Genomic DNA, 13,997 nt, shown 5'->3' with positions numbered 1-13,997 from the left:
CGAACGTCAAATCCACCACACCCTTCAGCGCATCTCGGACGGCGCGCTGACGCCGAGCACAGCAAGACCGGACGCGAGTACCGAAACGACGCTCTGAACCAGCGCCAGCCGTGCTACGGTAATTTGTGCATCATTAGTTATAATGAAGCGTAAATGAGGCATGTCCCGTCCACGGGTCCATAACGCATGGAACTCGCTGGCGAGGTCGTAGAGGTAGAAGGCGATGCGGTGCGGCTCATGGGCCAGCGCCGCGGCCTCGACCACGCGCGGATAGAGCGCGAGCCGGCGCATCAGCGACAATTCGGTGGCATCGTCAAGGCGGGACAGATCCGCGCCCTTCAGCAACTCGGTCCAGCGCTCGGCATCCTGCGGCAGGTCGGGAAAGGCCTCGCGCGCGTTGCGGAACACCGAATGGCCACGGGCATGGCCGTACTGGACATAGAAGACGGCATTGTCCTTGGACTGCTCGATCACCTTGGAAAGGTCGAAGTCGAGCAGCGCGTCGTTCTTGCGGAACAGCATCATGAAGCGGACCGCGTCGCAGCCGACCTCGTCGACCACGTCGCGCAGGGTGACGAAGTCCCCCGCCCGCTTCGACATCTTCACCGGCTCGCCGTTGCGCAGCAGCCGCACCAATTGCACGATCTTGACGTCGAGCGTGCCCTTGCCGTCGGTCACCGCGGCGATCGCCGCCTGCACCCGCTTGATATAGCCGCCGTGATCGGCGCCCCAGACGTCGACCATGTTGGCGAAGCCACGCTCGAACTTGGTCTGGTGATAGGCGATATCCGAGGCGAAATAGGTGTAGGACCCGTCCGACTTCTTCAGCGGCCGATCGACGTCGTCACCGAAAGCGGTGGCGCGGAACAGGGTCTGTTCACGGTCTTCGTAGTCCTCGACGGGCGCGCCCTTCGGCGGCGCCAGCCGCCCCTCATAGACATCGCCCTTGGCGCGCAGCGCCGCGATGGTGGCACCGACCCGGTCGACTCCCCCCTCGATCAGCGAACGCTCTGAAAAGAACACGTCGTGCCGGACATTGAGCGCGGCGAGATCCTTGCGGATCTCCGCCATCATCATGGCGATGGCGCGCTCGCGCACCTTGGGCAGCCACTCGGCCTCGGGCAGCGCGCGCAGGCCGTCGCCGAATTCGGCGACGAGCGCGGCGCCCACCGGCTTGAGGTAGTCGCCGGGATAGAGCCCTTCGGGGATTTCGCCGATGCTCTCGCCGAGCGCCTCGCGATAGCGCAGGAAGGCCGAGCGCGCGAGCACGACGACCTGGGCGCCGGCATCGTTGATGTAGTATTCCCGCACCACGTCATAGCCGGCGAAGGCGAGCAGGCTGGCCAGCGCATCGCCGAACACGGCGCCGCGGCAATGGCCGACATGCATCGGCCCGGTCGGATTCGCCGAGACGTATTCGACGTCGACCTTCTCGCCGCCGCCCACGGTGCTGTGGCCGAACTCCGCGCCGGCAGTCAGGATCGCGCGCAGCGCGCCGGTCCAGGCGCTGTTGGCCAGGGTCAGGTTGATGAAGCCGGGACCGGCGATATCGACGCGCGTCACCAGCGGATCCTGCCGCAACCGCGCGGCGACCAGTTCGGCGAGATCGCGCGGCTTCCTGCCGGCGTCGCGCGCCAGCACCATGGCGACATTGGTCGCCATGTCGCCGTGGGAGGCGTCCTTGGGCGGCTCGACGACGATTCGCGACAGGTCGAGGCCGCCGGGCAGCGCGCCCTCGGTGGCGAGCGCCTCGCAGGCGGCGCGCACGCGCGCCAGGACGTCGGCGAAAAGATGCGGATGGGGCGAAGGACTGGCCATGGCTGCGCTTGAAAAACGAGGGAGGCCGCGGACCGGCCCTTGAGCCGGCCGCCTAACGCAAATCGGGGGTCGAGTCAAAGAGCCGGCCATGCTCGATCAAGGCGTAACGGTCGGTCATTCCGGCGATAAAATCAGCGATCTTGCGCGCCCGCTCGTCATCCCCCGCCCGCTCCGGCAGCGACCATTCCGCCGGCAGGTCGTCGGGTGAGCGCCGGTAGCGGTCGAACAATTCGCAGACGATATCCTCGGCGTCGCCCATGATCCGCGCTACCCGCGGGTGGCGGTACATGCGCTGGAACAGGAATGCCTTGATCTGGGCATCGGCCTGGGCGGCCTCGCCGTCCAGCCCGGCGAGGCTCCCCTGCTGGCGGCGAACGGCCTCCGGGGAGGCCGGGGTCGCCGCCGCGAGCCGCCGCCGCGTCTCGGCCATCACCGCCTCGATCTGGTGTGAGATCAGCTCACGAACGAGTTCGGCGCCCCTGCGCACCGGATCGAGCCCGGGATAGCGCGCCGCGATGTCGTCGATGATGGCCGCCGCAAGCGGAATGGCGCGCAGGTCCTCGACCTCGAACAGGCCCGCGCGCAAGCCATCGTCGATGTCGTGGGCGTTGTAGGCGATATCGTCGGAAACCGCGGCGATCTGGGCCTCGAGCGAGGCAAACGTCGACAGCTCCAGATCATGCACGGCGTCATAGCTGACGATGTCGGCCGGAACGCCGTGCTTGCCGTAATGCAGCGCCGGGGCGCCACTGGGCCGGCGCAGCGGGCCATTGTGCTTGACGATGCCCTCGAGCGCTTCCCAGCTCAGGTTGAGACCGTCGAAATCCGGGTAACGATGCTCGAGCTGGGTCACCACCCGAAGCGCCTGGGCGTTGTGGTCGAAGCCGCCGAAGTCGTCCAGGCAGGCATCGAGGGCCCGTTCGCCGGCATGGCCGAAGGGCGGATGGCCGAGGTCATGGGCCAGCGCCAGGGCTTCGGTCAGGTCCTCGTCGACGCCGAGCTGGCGCGCCAATGCCCGGGCGATCTGGGCGACCTCCAGCGAATGGGTCAGGCGGGTGCGGAAGTGATCGCCTTCGTGGAAGACGAAGACCTGGGTCTTGTGCTTGAGCCGCCGGAAGGCGGTGGAATGGATCACCCGGTCGCAATCCCGGCGAAACGGGCTGCGGGTGCGGCTCGGCGGCTCGGGATGGAGCCGGCCCCGACTGTTGTCCGAATCGCAGCCATACGCTGCCCGGGGCGCTGCCATTCCAACCGACAAAGCTGTCCCCTATAGGAGTGATGAAATTTGATTCCGGGTCCCGGCGCACTTAACTATGGTTGGGAAGGGATTCAAACCCGGCCGGAACCGCCCATCCGGACGGCCCGGGCGATTCCCCGGTTCGAGGACTATATCGCGGAGATGATGGATGTTGGACCAGACCGGAGGCCTGCCGTGGGCGCGAGCGTAAGCCTGTCCGAACGCGCAGCAAAGCGCATCGCCGAGATCCTCAAGGCCGAGGGCGCCGGCGCCATGCTGCGCATCAGCGTCGAGGGCGGCGGCTGTTCCGGCTTCCAGTACAAGTTCGACGTCGCCCGGGACCGCGCCGCCGACGACATGGTGATCGCGCGGGACGACGCCGTGGTGCTGGTCGACCCGACCTCGGTCGGCTTCCTGTCAGGCGCGGAGGTCGATTTCGTCGACGATCTGATCGGCGCCTCCTTCCGCATCAACAATCCCAATGCCACGGCGTCCTGCGGCTGCGGCACCAGCTTTTCGGTCTGAGCGCTCCTGGCTGCCCTGGCGGACGTGCGAGCGCGCCGCCCCACCCACTCACCGTCGCCCTCCGCGAACGCGGAGGGCCCAGTACGCCGTGTCGCGGCCATGAGACACGGCGTCTATCCGCCCACGATCGAAATCCGGTAGATCGCTCCGTCTCCCCACGTCGCCGTCAGCAGCGACTTGCCGTCAGGTGCCAGCACGAGTCCGACCGGGCTCGACAAACCGTCCGCGACAGCCCGCGAGCCGCCACTCATCAGGATTTCGCGAACCGTCGTCCCGCCGTAGTCCGCGACGAAGACGCGGCCATCGGGGGTCTGCGCCATTCCGGCACCGGGCGCGCGAAAATCCTGGCCTGCCTCGATCCGGCTGCCATCCGGCCGGATAATCGTCACGCCACCGGCGATGTTGGCGACGACATGACCGCCATCCGCCGTCTGAACCACGCCGACAGGCGTGTTGAGACCGCCGATGATCGCCTCGAACCGGTTCGGCCCGGTGACCGCCAAAATCTGGTTGGTCCTGCGATTGGCGATCAGCAGGCGCCGCGATCGGTCGAAGCCGATGCCGGCGGGCGTCGCCAATCCCGTGACATACACCTCACGCCGGCCGTCCGGCGTGAGGCGGTAGACCTCGTCCCGCGAATAGGACCCGACGTAGATCGCACCATCGGGACCGACCGCGAGGCCGGCCGGACCGGACAGTCCGTCCGCGAAGGTCGCGCGGCGGCCGTCCGGTGCCACCCGCGAGACGCGGCCGGCGCTCCACTCCGCGACATAGAGGTTACCGGCCCCGTCGAAGGCCATGCCAACCGGCGCGCTGAAGCCATCCCAGAGCTTTGTCGGAATGCTTGGCCCGGCGAGCGCCGGGCGCGGCAACGCGCCGGCGGCCGCCGCGATCGGCAGCACGGCGGCCTGACGGAGCAAGCCGCGGCGGTGGAGCCTCATGCCGCGCCCTCCTGCCCTTGCGAGGGGCGCTGCGCGAACACCTCCTTGGCCGCGAACAGGCCGTTGAGCGCGGCCGGAAACCCGGCATAGACGGCCATCTGGATCAGGATCTCGACGATCTCCTCACGGGTGAGCCCGACGTTCAGCCCGGCCTCGATATGGACCTTGAGCTGAGGCGCGGCATTGCCCATGGCGGCGAGCGCCGCGATGGTCGCGATCTCGCGCGAGCGCAGATCGAGCCCGGGGCGCGAATAGATGTCGCCGAACGAGAATTCGAACACATAGGTGGCGAAGTCGGGCGCGATATCGGCGAGCGCCGCCACCACCTTGTGGCCGGCCTCGCCGTCGATCTCGGCGAGCGCGCGCCGGCCGCGCTCCAACCGGCTTTCGCCGTCGACCTGGAAGTGCTGCGTCATCGTCTTTCATCCTCTGTTTCGTTGCGGCGTAACCGCCGATCTTGGTGTCGAGGACGAGAAGGCAGGCGTTCAGTTCGTCGACCCGGGCCCGCACCGGCGGCAGAGCCCCGAACGCCGCGCCAGTCCGCCGATCATTCATCGGCGCCTGTTTCTCATCACGACGCAGAGGAAGTTACGAGTTCGAGCGCACTCTCAGTCAAGAGGCATTCTGCGATGCGAGATCAGCGCAATCCAGGCGGAGGCGATGCCCTTCGGAACAGCCGCGGCCATCCGAGACACCTGTTTGAATGCGGTCCTGTTCCGCGCGGAATGTCGGGTAACATTCGACCAATCCAGGTGATAAGCTGTGAACCTACCGCTTATCCCTGAGATAGCATCCGAAGCTCGATGAACCGCCAAGAATAGAATGCGCATAGCGACCTGGAACGTCAATTCGATCCGCCAGCGGCTCGACCATCTCCTCGCCTGGCTGAAGGAGACCTCCCCGGACATCGTCTGCCTGCAGGAGATCAAGTGCCTCGACGAGGCCTTTCCCCGCGAGCCGATCGAGGCGCTGGGCTACAACGTCGTCACCCACGGCCAGAAGACCTTCAACGGCGTCGCGCTGCTGTCGCGGCTGCCGTTCGACGAGACCCGGCCCGGCCTTGCCGGCGATCCTGACGACGTCCACGCCCGCTTCCTGGAAGGCCTCGTCTCGGTCAAGGGCGCGGCGCTGCGCGTCGCCTGCCTTTATCTGCCCAACGGCAACCCGCCGGGCACCGAGAAATATCCCTACAAGCTGAAATGGATGTCGCGGCTTCTCGATTACGCCAAGGAACGCTTGACCGCCGAGGAGCGCTTCATCCTGGCCGGCGACTTCAACGTCATCCCGGCACCGGCGGACGTCCACAACCCGGCGGCCTGGGCCGGCGACGCCCTGTTCCTGCCGGCGACCCGCGAGCGCTTCCAGGCGCTGATCGACCTCGGCCTCACCGACGCGCTGCGGGCGGTGACCGACGCGCCGGCGCAATACACCTTCTGGGACTACCAGGCCGGCGCCTGGCAGAAGAACAACGGCATCCGCATCGACCACATGCTGCTCTCGCCGCAGGCCAGCGACCACCTGCTCGCCGCCGGCATCGACCGTCACGTGCGAAGCTGGGAGAAGCCTTCGGACCACGTCCCGGTGTGGATCGATCTGGATCTGGAGGCGCGGGGGTAACAGGCCAAGCCATCGCGCAGCCCCCCGGGCGTTCAGGTTCGCTGCATCGCAGGTCGGAGCGTCAGATCCAGCGCATCGCGTTGTCTAGTCTGTCGCACCTGCTGCCACCATCGACAATTCCATTGACGCCGCGCTTCAGACAACATCCAACTTTCCAGCCGAACGTCGGATGATACTCAAGATCACATGTTTTTCGCCCACTCGCTTGAAGGCCGGTATCGAGATACATGGCAGCCGCTGGCGGCCCATCTTAAGGCCGTTTCGCAACTGACTTCGTTGCGGGCGGAAAAGTTTGGAGCGGGGCGTCTGGGCGCCATGATTGGGTTGCTCCATGATCTCGGGAAATACACAAACGAGTTTCAGGACTACATCGGCGGCCGGGGGCCGAGCCCAGACCATGCCACCGCTGGTGCCCGCGCCATCCGGGAGCTGGCGGCCGCAACCGGATCTGATCGCTTTGCGGCATTGATCGGGGCTTATTGCATTGCCGGCCATCACGCCGGCCTGTCCAACTGGAGCGGGGACCGTGCACTGTCCGAACGCCTCCGTAAGGAGCTCCCCGAACTCGATCCGACCTGGCTCGACGAACTTTCGCCCGAAGCCGGCGGTCTCTTCCCCCAGTTTTTCAAAAGACACCCTGACATTGGCCGAAGGGGCTTCCAGCTCGCGCTGCTGGGGCGCATGTTGTTCTCGTGCCTCGTCGATGCTGACTACCGCGACACCGAGACGTTCTATCTTAATGCCGTAGGACACAGCGCCGATCGCGACTGGCCCGTGCTGCCCGCGATCATCGACACGCTGACCGCCCGTTTCGACAGCTACATGGCCGATATGGCGGCCACCACGAGCGATAGCCCGCTCGGTCACCGGCGCACCGAAATACTCGCCCATGCGAGAGCCAAGGCCGCTCGACCGCGTGGAATATTCACGCTGAACGTGCCGACCGGCGGCGGCAAGACCCTCACCTCTCTCGGCTTCGCGCTCGATCACGCCAAGGCGCACGGGATGGACCGGATCGTCTACGGCATCCCCTTCACATCGATCATCGATCAGACCGCGGCGATTTTCCGCAAGGTGCTCGGAGAGGAGCACGTACTGGAGCATCACTCTGCGATCGAGGAGGAACGTCAAGATCGCAGGTCGCCCGATCTTGAAGGCGAGCGTGACATGGGCGCGAAGATGCGGCTGGCCATGGAAGATTGGGCCGCGCCAATCATCGTCACCACCAATGTGCAATTGTTCGAAAGCCTGTTCGCGAACCGCCCATCGCGTTGCCGCAAACTCCACAACCTCGTCAACGCAGTGATCATTCTCGACGAAGCGCAGACCATCCCCTTGCCGGTTCTGCGTCCCTGCGTCGCAGCGCTAGACGAACTCGCGCGCAATCACGGATGCAGCGTCGTACTCTGTACCGCGACGCAGCCGGCGCTCGCCGCGCCACGCTTCAAGGGCGGATTCGAACTGTCGCAGGATTCGGAGCTGGCACCAGATCCGGCTGGTCTTGCACGAGAGCTCAGACGAGTCACCCTCGACGTCCGCAGCGAGCCACTGGCTGACGCCGACCTTGTGGCTGAGATCGCAGCCGTTGAGCAGGCGCTCGTGATCGTCAATAGCCGCCAGCACGCCCTGGACCTGTACCGGGCGGCCAAGGCCGCGGAGCTGACCGGCCTCGTCCACCTCTCTACCCGCCAGACGGCCGCTGACCGCCGTCGCATCCTGGCCTCGATCCGTGACGATCTGAGAGCGGCTCGCCCGTGCCGGGTCGTCGCCACCTCCCTGGTCGAGGCCGGTGTCGATCTCGACTTCCCGCGGGTCTGGCGTGCGGAGGCCGGGCTCGACCAGATCGCCCAGGCCGCCGGTCGCTGCAACCGCGAAGGCCGACGTCCGGTCCCCGATAGCGTCGTCAAGGTGTTCAGGCCGGCCGCCGCCAAGCCACCGCCGGAATTCAGGCCGTTCATCGAGGCGATGCAGCGCGTCATTCCACATCACGACGACCTGCTCTCGCCAGAAGCGATCCAGCGGTACTTCAACGAGGTCTATTGGCAAAAAGGCGAGAAGCGTCTCGACCAGATCACGACGCGCGGCACCGGCGGCTCGACCGAAAAGATGTCTGTCCTCGACGCCTTTCTGGTGGGCAAGGACGTGCTCGACTTTCCCTATCGCGCCGTCGCCGAAGGCTTCCACCTGATCGAAAGCGGCATGGAGCCCGTCATCGTGGCGATCGAGGACGAGCCGCGCGTGATCATAGGCCGCCTGCAGGCCGGCACGATCATGGCCGGGGCCGCCGCGAGGAAACTGCAGAGGTTCATCGTCCAGGTGCCCCCCGCATGGCGCCGCAAGCTGATCGACAATGGTCATGCGGAATTGATCCCGGGGTACGGGGACCAGTTCGTCGAACTCAGAAGGGAGCGATTCTACACGCGAGAAACCGGACTTCTTTGGGAAGAAGCTGACGTCTTGGCCCTGTCAGAGCTAATTATCTGAAGTTTACGTAAATGGAAGCTAACATATCCAGCACATTTTCTTATTGAGAATGCGAACTGGCCCATGAAGCACCTGGACCAGAGAGCGGGGTCGCCGATCTGCCCGCGTTCGTCTTAGCCGTCTTGATCAAGGTGGCCGCCTACCTCACTCAGCCGTTAAACGGATCGGCGCGGATTGAAACCAATTGCGCAGCGGCCTAGCTCCACTTGCGGTCGCTCCTTTTCTTCGGCACAATTTTTCCGGGCTTCCAGGGTTGGGGGGACGATCTAGTGGCGTTCGGAGTTCGACTTCGCGTCTCAGGCGACTACGCCTGTTTTACCCGGCCCGAAATGAAGGTCGAACGCGTCTCGTATGACGTGATGACGCCTTCTGCCGCACGCGGCATTCTCGAGGCCATCCATTGGAAGCCGGCGATCAAATGGATCGTCGAGGAAATCCGCGTCCTCAAGCCGATCCGCTTCCAGTCGATCCGTCGCAACGAGGTCGGGGCCAAGGCCCCCGTCACCGCCATTCGCAAGGCCATGAGAAGCGACGATCTCGGTGACCTCTCGCTCGTGGTCGAGGATCACCGCCAACAGCGTGCGGCGACGGTGCTTGCGAACGTCGACTACGTCATCTCGGCGCGCTTCGAGCTGACGCCGAAGGCCGATGGCAGCGACAACCCTGGCAAGCATCTCGACACCTTCAACCGCCGTACCCGCAAAGGCCAGTGCTTCCACCAGCCCTGCCTGGGCACGCGCGAGTTTCCCGCCCGCTTCGAGCTGATTGAGCCGGACGCGCCGCTGCCGACGCCGGAGACCGAAACCCCGGATCTCGGATTTGGCACACCACGCGACCTCGGTTTCATGCTGTACGACATCGATCACGGCGGCGACCGGTCGTCGCTGTTCTTCCGCGCCACACTCGATCGCGGCGTAATGAAGGTGCCGCCGCCCGACTCGCCGGAGATTCGCCGATGAGCGCGCTGGCAGCGCTGGTTCGGGCCTATGATCGTATGGCGGCGCGAAATGAAGTGCCTCCGTTTGGGTATTCGATCCAAAACATCGGCTTTCTCATAAGCCTGAACGCGGACGGCTCGGTGGCCGGCAAGCCTGTCGATTTGCGCAGCGGCGAAGGTAACAAACGACGGGCCCGCCCCCTTGCGGTGCCGCAGCCGGTCAAGCGCACGTCCGGCATCGCACCGAACTTCCTGTGGGACAAAACTGCCTATGTTCTCGGCGTGACCGAGGGCGACGGCAAACGCACTGCCGCAGAACACCAGGCATTTGTCAAACTCCATCGCGAATGGCTCGTGGGCCATGACGATGAAGGCCTCGTCGCCCTGCTCCGGTTTCTCGATGGCTGGCTTCCCGAACGATTCGACGAGTGGGACTGGCCCGAGGAAATGAAAGACCAGAACATCGTTTTCGTGCTGGAACGACAACGGCTCGATGATGTCTTTATTCATGATCGGCCGGCGGCCAGGGAGCTATGGGCGACACTTTCGGCCGGGAGCGGCAAGAATGCGGAAGCCATCTGTCTCGTCAGCGGCGAGAAAGCTCCTGTGGCGCGACTGCATCCTGCCATCAAAGGCGTGTGGGGCGCTCAGTCGTCTGGCGCGTCGATCGTCTCCTTCAACCTCGACGCATTCACGTCGTACGGTCACGAGCAAGGCGACAATGCGCCGATATCCGAAGCATCCGCCTTCGCCTACACCACGGCCCTGAACCGCTTCCTCGAACGCGACAGCGGTCATCGCATCCAGATCGGCGATGCCTCGACCGTGTTCTGGGCGGATGCGGGCGCTCCCGAGGCCGCGGAGAACGCGGAGGATTTCTTCGCCGGCCTATTGGGCATCGATGACGAAAAGATCGCCAACCGAGGTGTCCAGGACACGCTGGACAAGATCCGCGCCGGCTGCGCAACCGCTGACGTCCTCACCGAACTGCCGGAGGGCGTGCGCTTCCACATCCTTGGGCTCGCGCCGAATGCGGCGCGGCTTTCGGTCCGCTTCTATCTCGAAGACGACTTCGGAGTGATCGCACGGCGGTACCTGAAGCATGTCGAGCGCCTCCGCATCGAACCGCCGCCGCGCGAAGCCGTGCCATCGATGTGGCGCATGCTGGTCGAGACGGCGGTCCTGCGCAAATCCGAGAACATCCAGCCCAATCTCGCCGGCGAATGGCTGCGCGCGATCTTGTCCGACACCCCCTACCCGCTGACGCTCCTCTCCACGCTCATCATGCGGCTGCGCGCCGATCATGATGTCAATGCGCTGCGCGTCGCGATGCTCAAGGCGATCCTGACAAAAAATTTCAGAATGGAGGTCCCCGTGGCGCTCGACACTGCCTGTACCGATCAAGGCTATCTGCTCGGCCGGTTGTTTGCGCTGTACGAACAGGCGCAGACCATCGCGCTCGGCCACGGCGTCAACGCGACGATAAAGGACAAGTACTACGGCGCCGCTTCCGCCCAGCCGCGCAAGGTCTTCCATCTGCTCGAATCCGGCTCGGCCAACCATCTGTCGAAGATCGGCAAGCAAAAGCCGGGCCTGAAGGTCAACCTGGAGAAGCGGATTGGCGCGATCATGGAATTGATGGAGCCGGCCAAGGATCCATTCCCGGCAAGCCTGCCGGACAGGAGCCAGGCCCTGTTCGGGCTCGGCTATTACCACCAGCGTAACGAATTCTTCCGCAAAGCCGATAAATCCTTGCCAGAGGAAGCCGCCGCATGACCCCGCTCGCCAGCCGCTACGATATCGTTTTCCTGTTCGACGTCACCAACGGCAACCCGAACGGCGATCCGGACGCCGGCAACCTGCCGCGCATGGACCCGGAGACCAATGTCGGTCTTGTCAGCGACGTCTCGCTCAAGCGCAAGATCCGCAACTATATCGAGCTCACGCGCGGTGATGAGCCCGGCTATCGCATCTATGTGCAGGAGGGCTCGATCCTCAACGAGAAGCACCGCGAAGCCTACAAGGCGGTGCGGAACGGCAACGATAAGGTCGCCAAGGAGAAATCCCTCAATCCGCAAAGCGACGAAGAAGCCAAGGCGCTCACCAGATTCATGTGCGACAACTTCTTCGATGTCCGCACCTTTGGCGCGGTGATGAGCACAGGCATCAACGCAGGCCAGGTACGCGGACCAGTGCAGGTCGCTTTCGCCAAGTCGGTCGAGCCGATCCTGCCGCTGGAAATTTCGATCACGCGGATGGCCGCGACAAATGAAAAGGAAAAGGCCGATCGGGAGAAACAGACGGACGGAGACGAGCGTACCGAGAACCGGACGATGGGCCGCAAGCACGTGGTGCCTTACGGACTTTATCGGGCGCACCTCTTCGTGAATGCCAAGTTGGCTGAACGCACCGGCTTCGGCCAGGAAGATCTAGATCATGTCTTCGATGCGCTGAAGTCAATGTTCGAGCACGACCGCTCGGCGGCACGTGCTGAGATGGCGTCCCGACGTGTGATTGCCTTCAAACATTCGTCGGCTTTGGGCAATGCGCCGGCACACCAGCTGTTCGATCGCGTCACCATTCAGCGGAATTTCCACGGCGACCTGCATGCGCTAGGCGACGACAAACTCGATAACGCGCCTCCGGCACGCCGTTACGAGGATTACGAGGTCTCGGTACGGCGCGACGGATTACCGGACGGCGTCGAGATCATCGACGTTCTGTGATCCATGACGCCCGCGGCGGACCTCGACGACCCGCTTCCGATCTCCGCGCTCCAGCACGCCGTCTATTGTCTGCGCCAGGCCGCCCTCATCCACATCGAGCGCGTCTGGGCGGAAAACCGCTTCACCGCCGAGGGCCGCGTCCTGCACGACGTGGCCCACGAGGCCGGCTCGCGGAAGAGCCGCGGCGCGCGACGCGTGACCGCGCTGCAGCTCGCAAGCTTGCGCCTCAACATATCCGGCATTGCCGACGTCGTTGAATTCCACAGGGGACCAGACGGCGAGACCGCTTTCCCCATCGAATACAAGCGCGGCAAGCCCAAGCTGCATCGCGCCGACGAGGTCCAGCTTTGTGCTCAGGCGCTTTGCCTCGAAGAGATGACCGCCCGACCGGTACCGGAGGGCGCGTTATTCTATGGCGAAACCAAGCGCCGCCTCATCGTGCCGTTTGATGCCGAGCTGCGCCGGCTGACCGAGGACACCGTGCGGGCTTTCGGCGCGCTGGTCGCTTCGGGCCGGACGCCACCGGCGGTCTGGAAGGCGAGCCGCTGCCGCTCCTGTTCGCTCATCGAGCTATGCCGACCACAGGCCATGGCGAAATCGGCGCTCGACTTTCGCCGCCGCGCACTCGTTGCCGCGCTCGCGCCGGAGGCGGCGGCCAACGGGTCCAGTCCATGAAGAAGCTGCTCAACACGCTTTACGTCACAACCGAAGGCGCCAGGCTGCGCAAGGAGGGCGAGAACATCGTCGCCGAAGTCGACGACACTGAGCGCGGTCGCGTGCCGCTGCATATGCTCGGCGCCGTGGTGGTTTTCGGGGCAATAGCCATCTCGCCGCCGCTCGTCGGCGCGCTGGCGCGGGCCGGCATCACACTGGTGCTGCTCGATCGCCAAGGCCGGTTCGAGGCGCGCGTCGAAGGCCCGGTCAGCGGCAACGTATTGCTGCGGCGCGCGCAATACCGGGCCTCCGAGCAGCCGGACGAGATCGTCCGCAGCATCGTCACGGCCAAGATCGCTAATCAACGCGTGGTGCTGCAGCGCGCTCTGCGAGACCACGGCGCGGAGATGAGCGCGGACCACCGCACCGCTGTGGAATCGACGATCGATCGCATGGAGCGGATATTGCGGCGCATTGCCTTCACGAACGAGGGCGCGGACGCCATGCGGGGCGCCGAGGGTGAGGCCGCCAACGGCTATTTCGCGGTGTTCGACAGCTTGCTGCGCTCGCCCGATCCGGACATTCGCTTCAATGGCCGCAGTCGACGGCCGCCCCGTGATCCTGTCAACGCCTTATTGTCGTTTCTGTACACGCTCCTGACGCACGACTGCCGCAGCGCCGCGGAATGCGTCGGCCTCGATCCGGCCGTCGGCTTCCTGCACCGAGACCGGCCGGGGCGCCCAAGCCTTGCGCTCGATCTGATGGAGGAATTTCGGCCTGTGCTAGCTGATCGGCTCGCGCTTTCGCTCATCAACCGAAGGCAGTTGCGCAGCGGCGATTTCGAGACGCGTGACGGAGGCGCGGTCCTCCTGACGGAGGCCGGGCGCAAGACAGTCCTGACAGCTTGGCAAGAGCGCAAGAAGGAGGAACGTCGCCATCCATTCCTGGACGAGATGGCGCCGTACGGCCTTGTGCCGTATTTGCAGGCGCAACTCCTCGCCCGTCATCTGCGCGGCGATCTCGACGCCTATCCGCCGTGGTTCTGGAGATAAGACAAG

Annotated in this window: 12 protein-coding genes; 8 read left to right on the top strand and 4 right to left on the bottom strand. The window is 64.9% G+C overall.

Features of this window, described 5'->3' with window-relative positions:
- Window positions 1-24: 24 nt before the first annotated feature.
- Window positions 25-1,818 (bottom strand): arginine--tRNA ligase, encoded by a 1,794-nt coding sequence (gene argS, locus DB459_RS21030; RefSeq protein WP_253707393.1) that lies wholly within the window; start codon window positions 1,816-1,818, stop codon window positions 25-27.
- 52 nt (window positions 1,819-1,870) lie between these two features.
- The gene (locus tag DB459_RS21025; RefSeq protein WP_253707390.1) at window positions 1,871-3,076 is read right to left on the bottom strand and encodes a deoxyguanosinetriphosphate triphosphohydrolase; all 1,206 of its coding nucleotides are present in this window, start codon (window positions 3,074-3,076) and stop codon (window positions 1,871-1,873) included.
- A 174-nt stretch (window positions 3,077-3,250) separates the two neighbouring features.
- On the opposite strand from DB459_RS21025, the gene erpA reads away from it, so the two are divergent.
- The gene (gene erpA, locus DB459_RS21020) at window positions 3,251-3,580 is read left to right on the top strand and encodes an iron-sulfur cluster insertion protein ErpA (protein WP_371926794.1); all 330 of its coding nucleotides are present in this window, start codon (window positions 3,251-3,253) and stop codon (window positions 3,578-3,580) included.
- Window positions 3,581-3,693: 113 nt separating this feature from the next.
- Here the strand turns inward: erpA and DB459_RS21015 are convergent, their stop codons facing one another.
- Entirely contained in the window at window positions 3,694-4,521 is an 828-nt protein-coding gene (locus DB459_RS21015; RefSeq protein ID WP_253707386.1) for a hypothetical protein, read from the bottom strand.
- On the bottom strand, window positions 4,518-4,937 hold the full coding sequence (locus tag DB459_RS21010; protein ID WP_253707384.1) for a carboxymuconolactone decarboxylase family protein: 420 nt from the start codon (window positions 4,935-4,937) through the stop codon (window positions 4,518-4,520). The genes DB459_RS21015 and DB459_RS21010 overlap by 4 nt, the downstream gene beginning before the upstream one ends.
- Before the next feature lie 406 nt (window positions 4,938-5,343).
- Here DB459_RS21010 and xth point away from each other — a divergent pair, with 406 nt between their 5' ends.
- The 7 genes from xth (at window position 5,344) to cas1c (ending at window position 13,991) form a co-directional block, all read left to right on the top strand.
- Window positions 5,344-6,138, top strand: coding sequence for an exodeoxyribonuclease III (xth, locus tag DB459_RS21005; protein WP_253707382.1), 795 nt, complete (start codon window positions 5,344-5,346; stop codon window positions 6,136-6,138).
- A 186-nt stretch (window positions 6,139-6,324) separates the two neighbouring features.
- Window positions 6,325-8,622 (top strand): CRISPR-associated endonuclease Cas3'', encoded by a 2,298-nt coding sequence (locus DB459_RS21000; RefSeq protein WP_253707379.1) that lies wholly within the window; start codon window positions 6,325-6,327, stop codon window positions 8,620-8,622.
- A 269-nt stretch (window positions 8,623-8,891) separates the two neighbouring features.
- Window positions 8,892-9,581, top strand: coding sequence for a type I-C CRISPR-associated protein Cas5c (gene cas5c, locus DB459_RS20995; protein ID WP_305884142.1), 690 nt, complete (start codon window positions 8,892-8,894; stop codon window positions 9,579-9,581).
- Window positions 9,578-11,335 (top strand): type I-C CRISPR-associated protein Cas8c/Csd1, encoded by a 1,758-nt coding sequence (gene cas8c / locus DB459_RS20990; protein WP_253707374.1) that lies wholly within the window; start codon window positions 9,578-9,580, stop codon window positions 11,333-11,335. Before cas5c ends, cas8c begins: the two co-directional genes overlap by 4 nt.
- Window positions 11,332-12,285 (top strand): type I-C CRISPR-associated protein Cas7/Csd2, encoded by a 954-nt coding sequence (gene cas7c, locus DB459_RS20985; protein WP_253707372.1) that lies wholly within the window; start codon window positions 11,332-11,334, stop codon window positions 12,283-12,285. Before cas8c ends, cas7c begins: the two co-directional genes overlap by 4 nt.
- Window positions 12,286-12,288: 3 nt before the next feature.
- Complete coding sequence (gene cas4 / locus DB459_RS20980; RefSeq protein WP_253707369.1) at window positions 12,289-12,960, top strand: CRISPR-associated protein Cas4; 672 nt, start codon at window positions 12,289-12,291, stop codon at window positions 12,958-12,960.
- Window positions 12,957-13,991 carry a type I-C CRISPR-associated endonuclease Cas1c gene (cas1c, locus tag DB459_RS20975; protein ID WP_253707367.1) on the top strand — a complete coding sequence of 345 codons (1,035 nt, stop codon included), beginning with the start codon at window positions 12,957-12,959 and terminating at the stop codon, window positions 13,989-13,991. The genes cas4 and cas1c overlap by 4 nt, the downstream gene beginning before the upstream one ends.
- Window positions 13,992-13,997 lie beyond the last annotated feature (6 nt).

Origin of the sequence: Bradyrhizobium sp. WD16 (genome assembly GCF_024181725.1) — a bacterium.
Taxonomy (GTDB): Bacteria; Pseudomonadota; Alphaproteobacteria; order Rhizobiales; family Xanthobacteraceae; genus Bradyrhizobium_A.
The sequence above is the reverse complement of the archived record's forward strand: the minus strand, read 5'-3'. Positions and strand labels throughout refer to the sequence as shown.

Coding starts and splice junctions, on each gene's coding strand:
- cas4 (WP_253707369.1), top strand. CDS start 12,289: ATGACGCCCGCGGCGGACCTCGACGACCCGCTTCCGATCTCCGCGCTC.
- argS (WP_253707393.1), bottom strand. CDS start 1,818: ATGGCCAGTCCTTCGCCCCATCCGCATCTTTTCGCCGACGTCCTGGCG.
- DB459_RS21015 (WP_253707386.1), bottom strand. CDS start 4,521: ATGAGGCTCCACCGCCGCGGCTTGCTCCGTCAGGCCGCCGTGCTGCCG.
- DB459_RS21000 (WP_253707379.1), top strand. CDS start 6,325: ATGTTTTTCGCCCACTCGCTTGAAGGCCGGTATCGAGATACATGGCAG.
- cas1c (WP_253707367.1), top strand. CDS start 12,957: ATGAAGAAGCTGCTCAACACGCTTTACGTCACAACCGAAGGCGCCAGG.
- xth (WP_253707382.1), top strand. CDS start 5,344: ATGCGCATAGCGACCTGGAACGTCAATTCGATCCGCCAGCGGCTCGAC.
- cas8c (WP_253707374.1), top strand. CDS start 9,578: ATGAGCGCGCTGGCAGCGCTGGTTCGGGCCTATGATCGTATGGCGGCG.
- cas7c (WP_253707372.1), top strand. CDS start 11,332: ATGACCCCGCTCGCCAGCCGCTACGATATCGTTTTCCTGTTCGACGTC.
- DB459_RS21010 (WP_253707384.1), bottom strand. CDS start 4,937: ATGACGCAGCACTTCCAGGTCGACGGCGAAAGCCGGTTGGAGCGCGGC.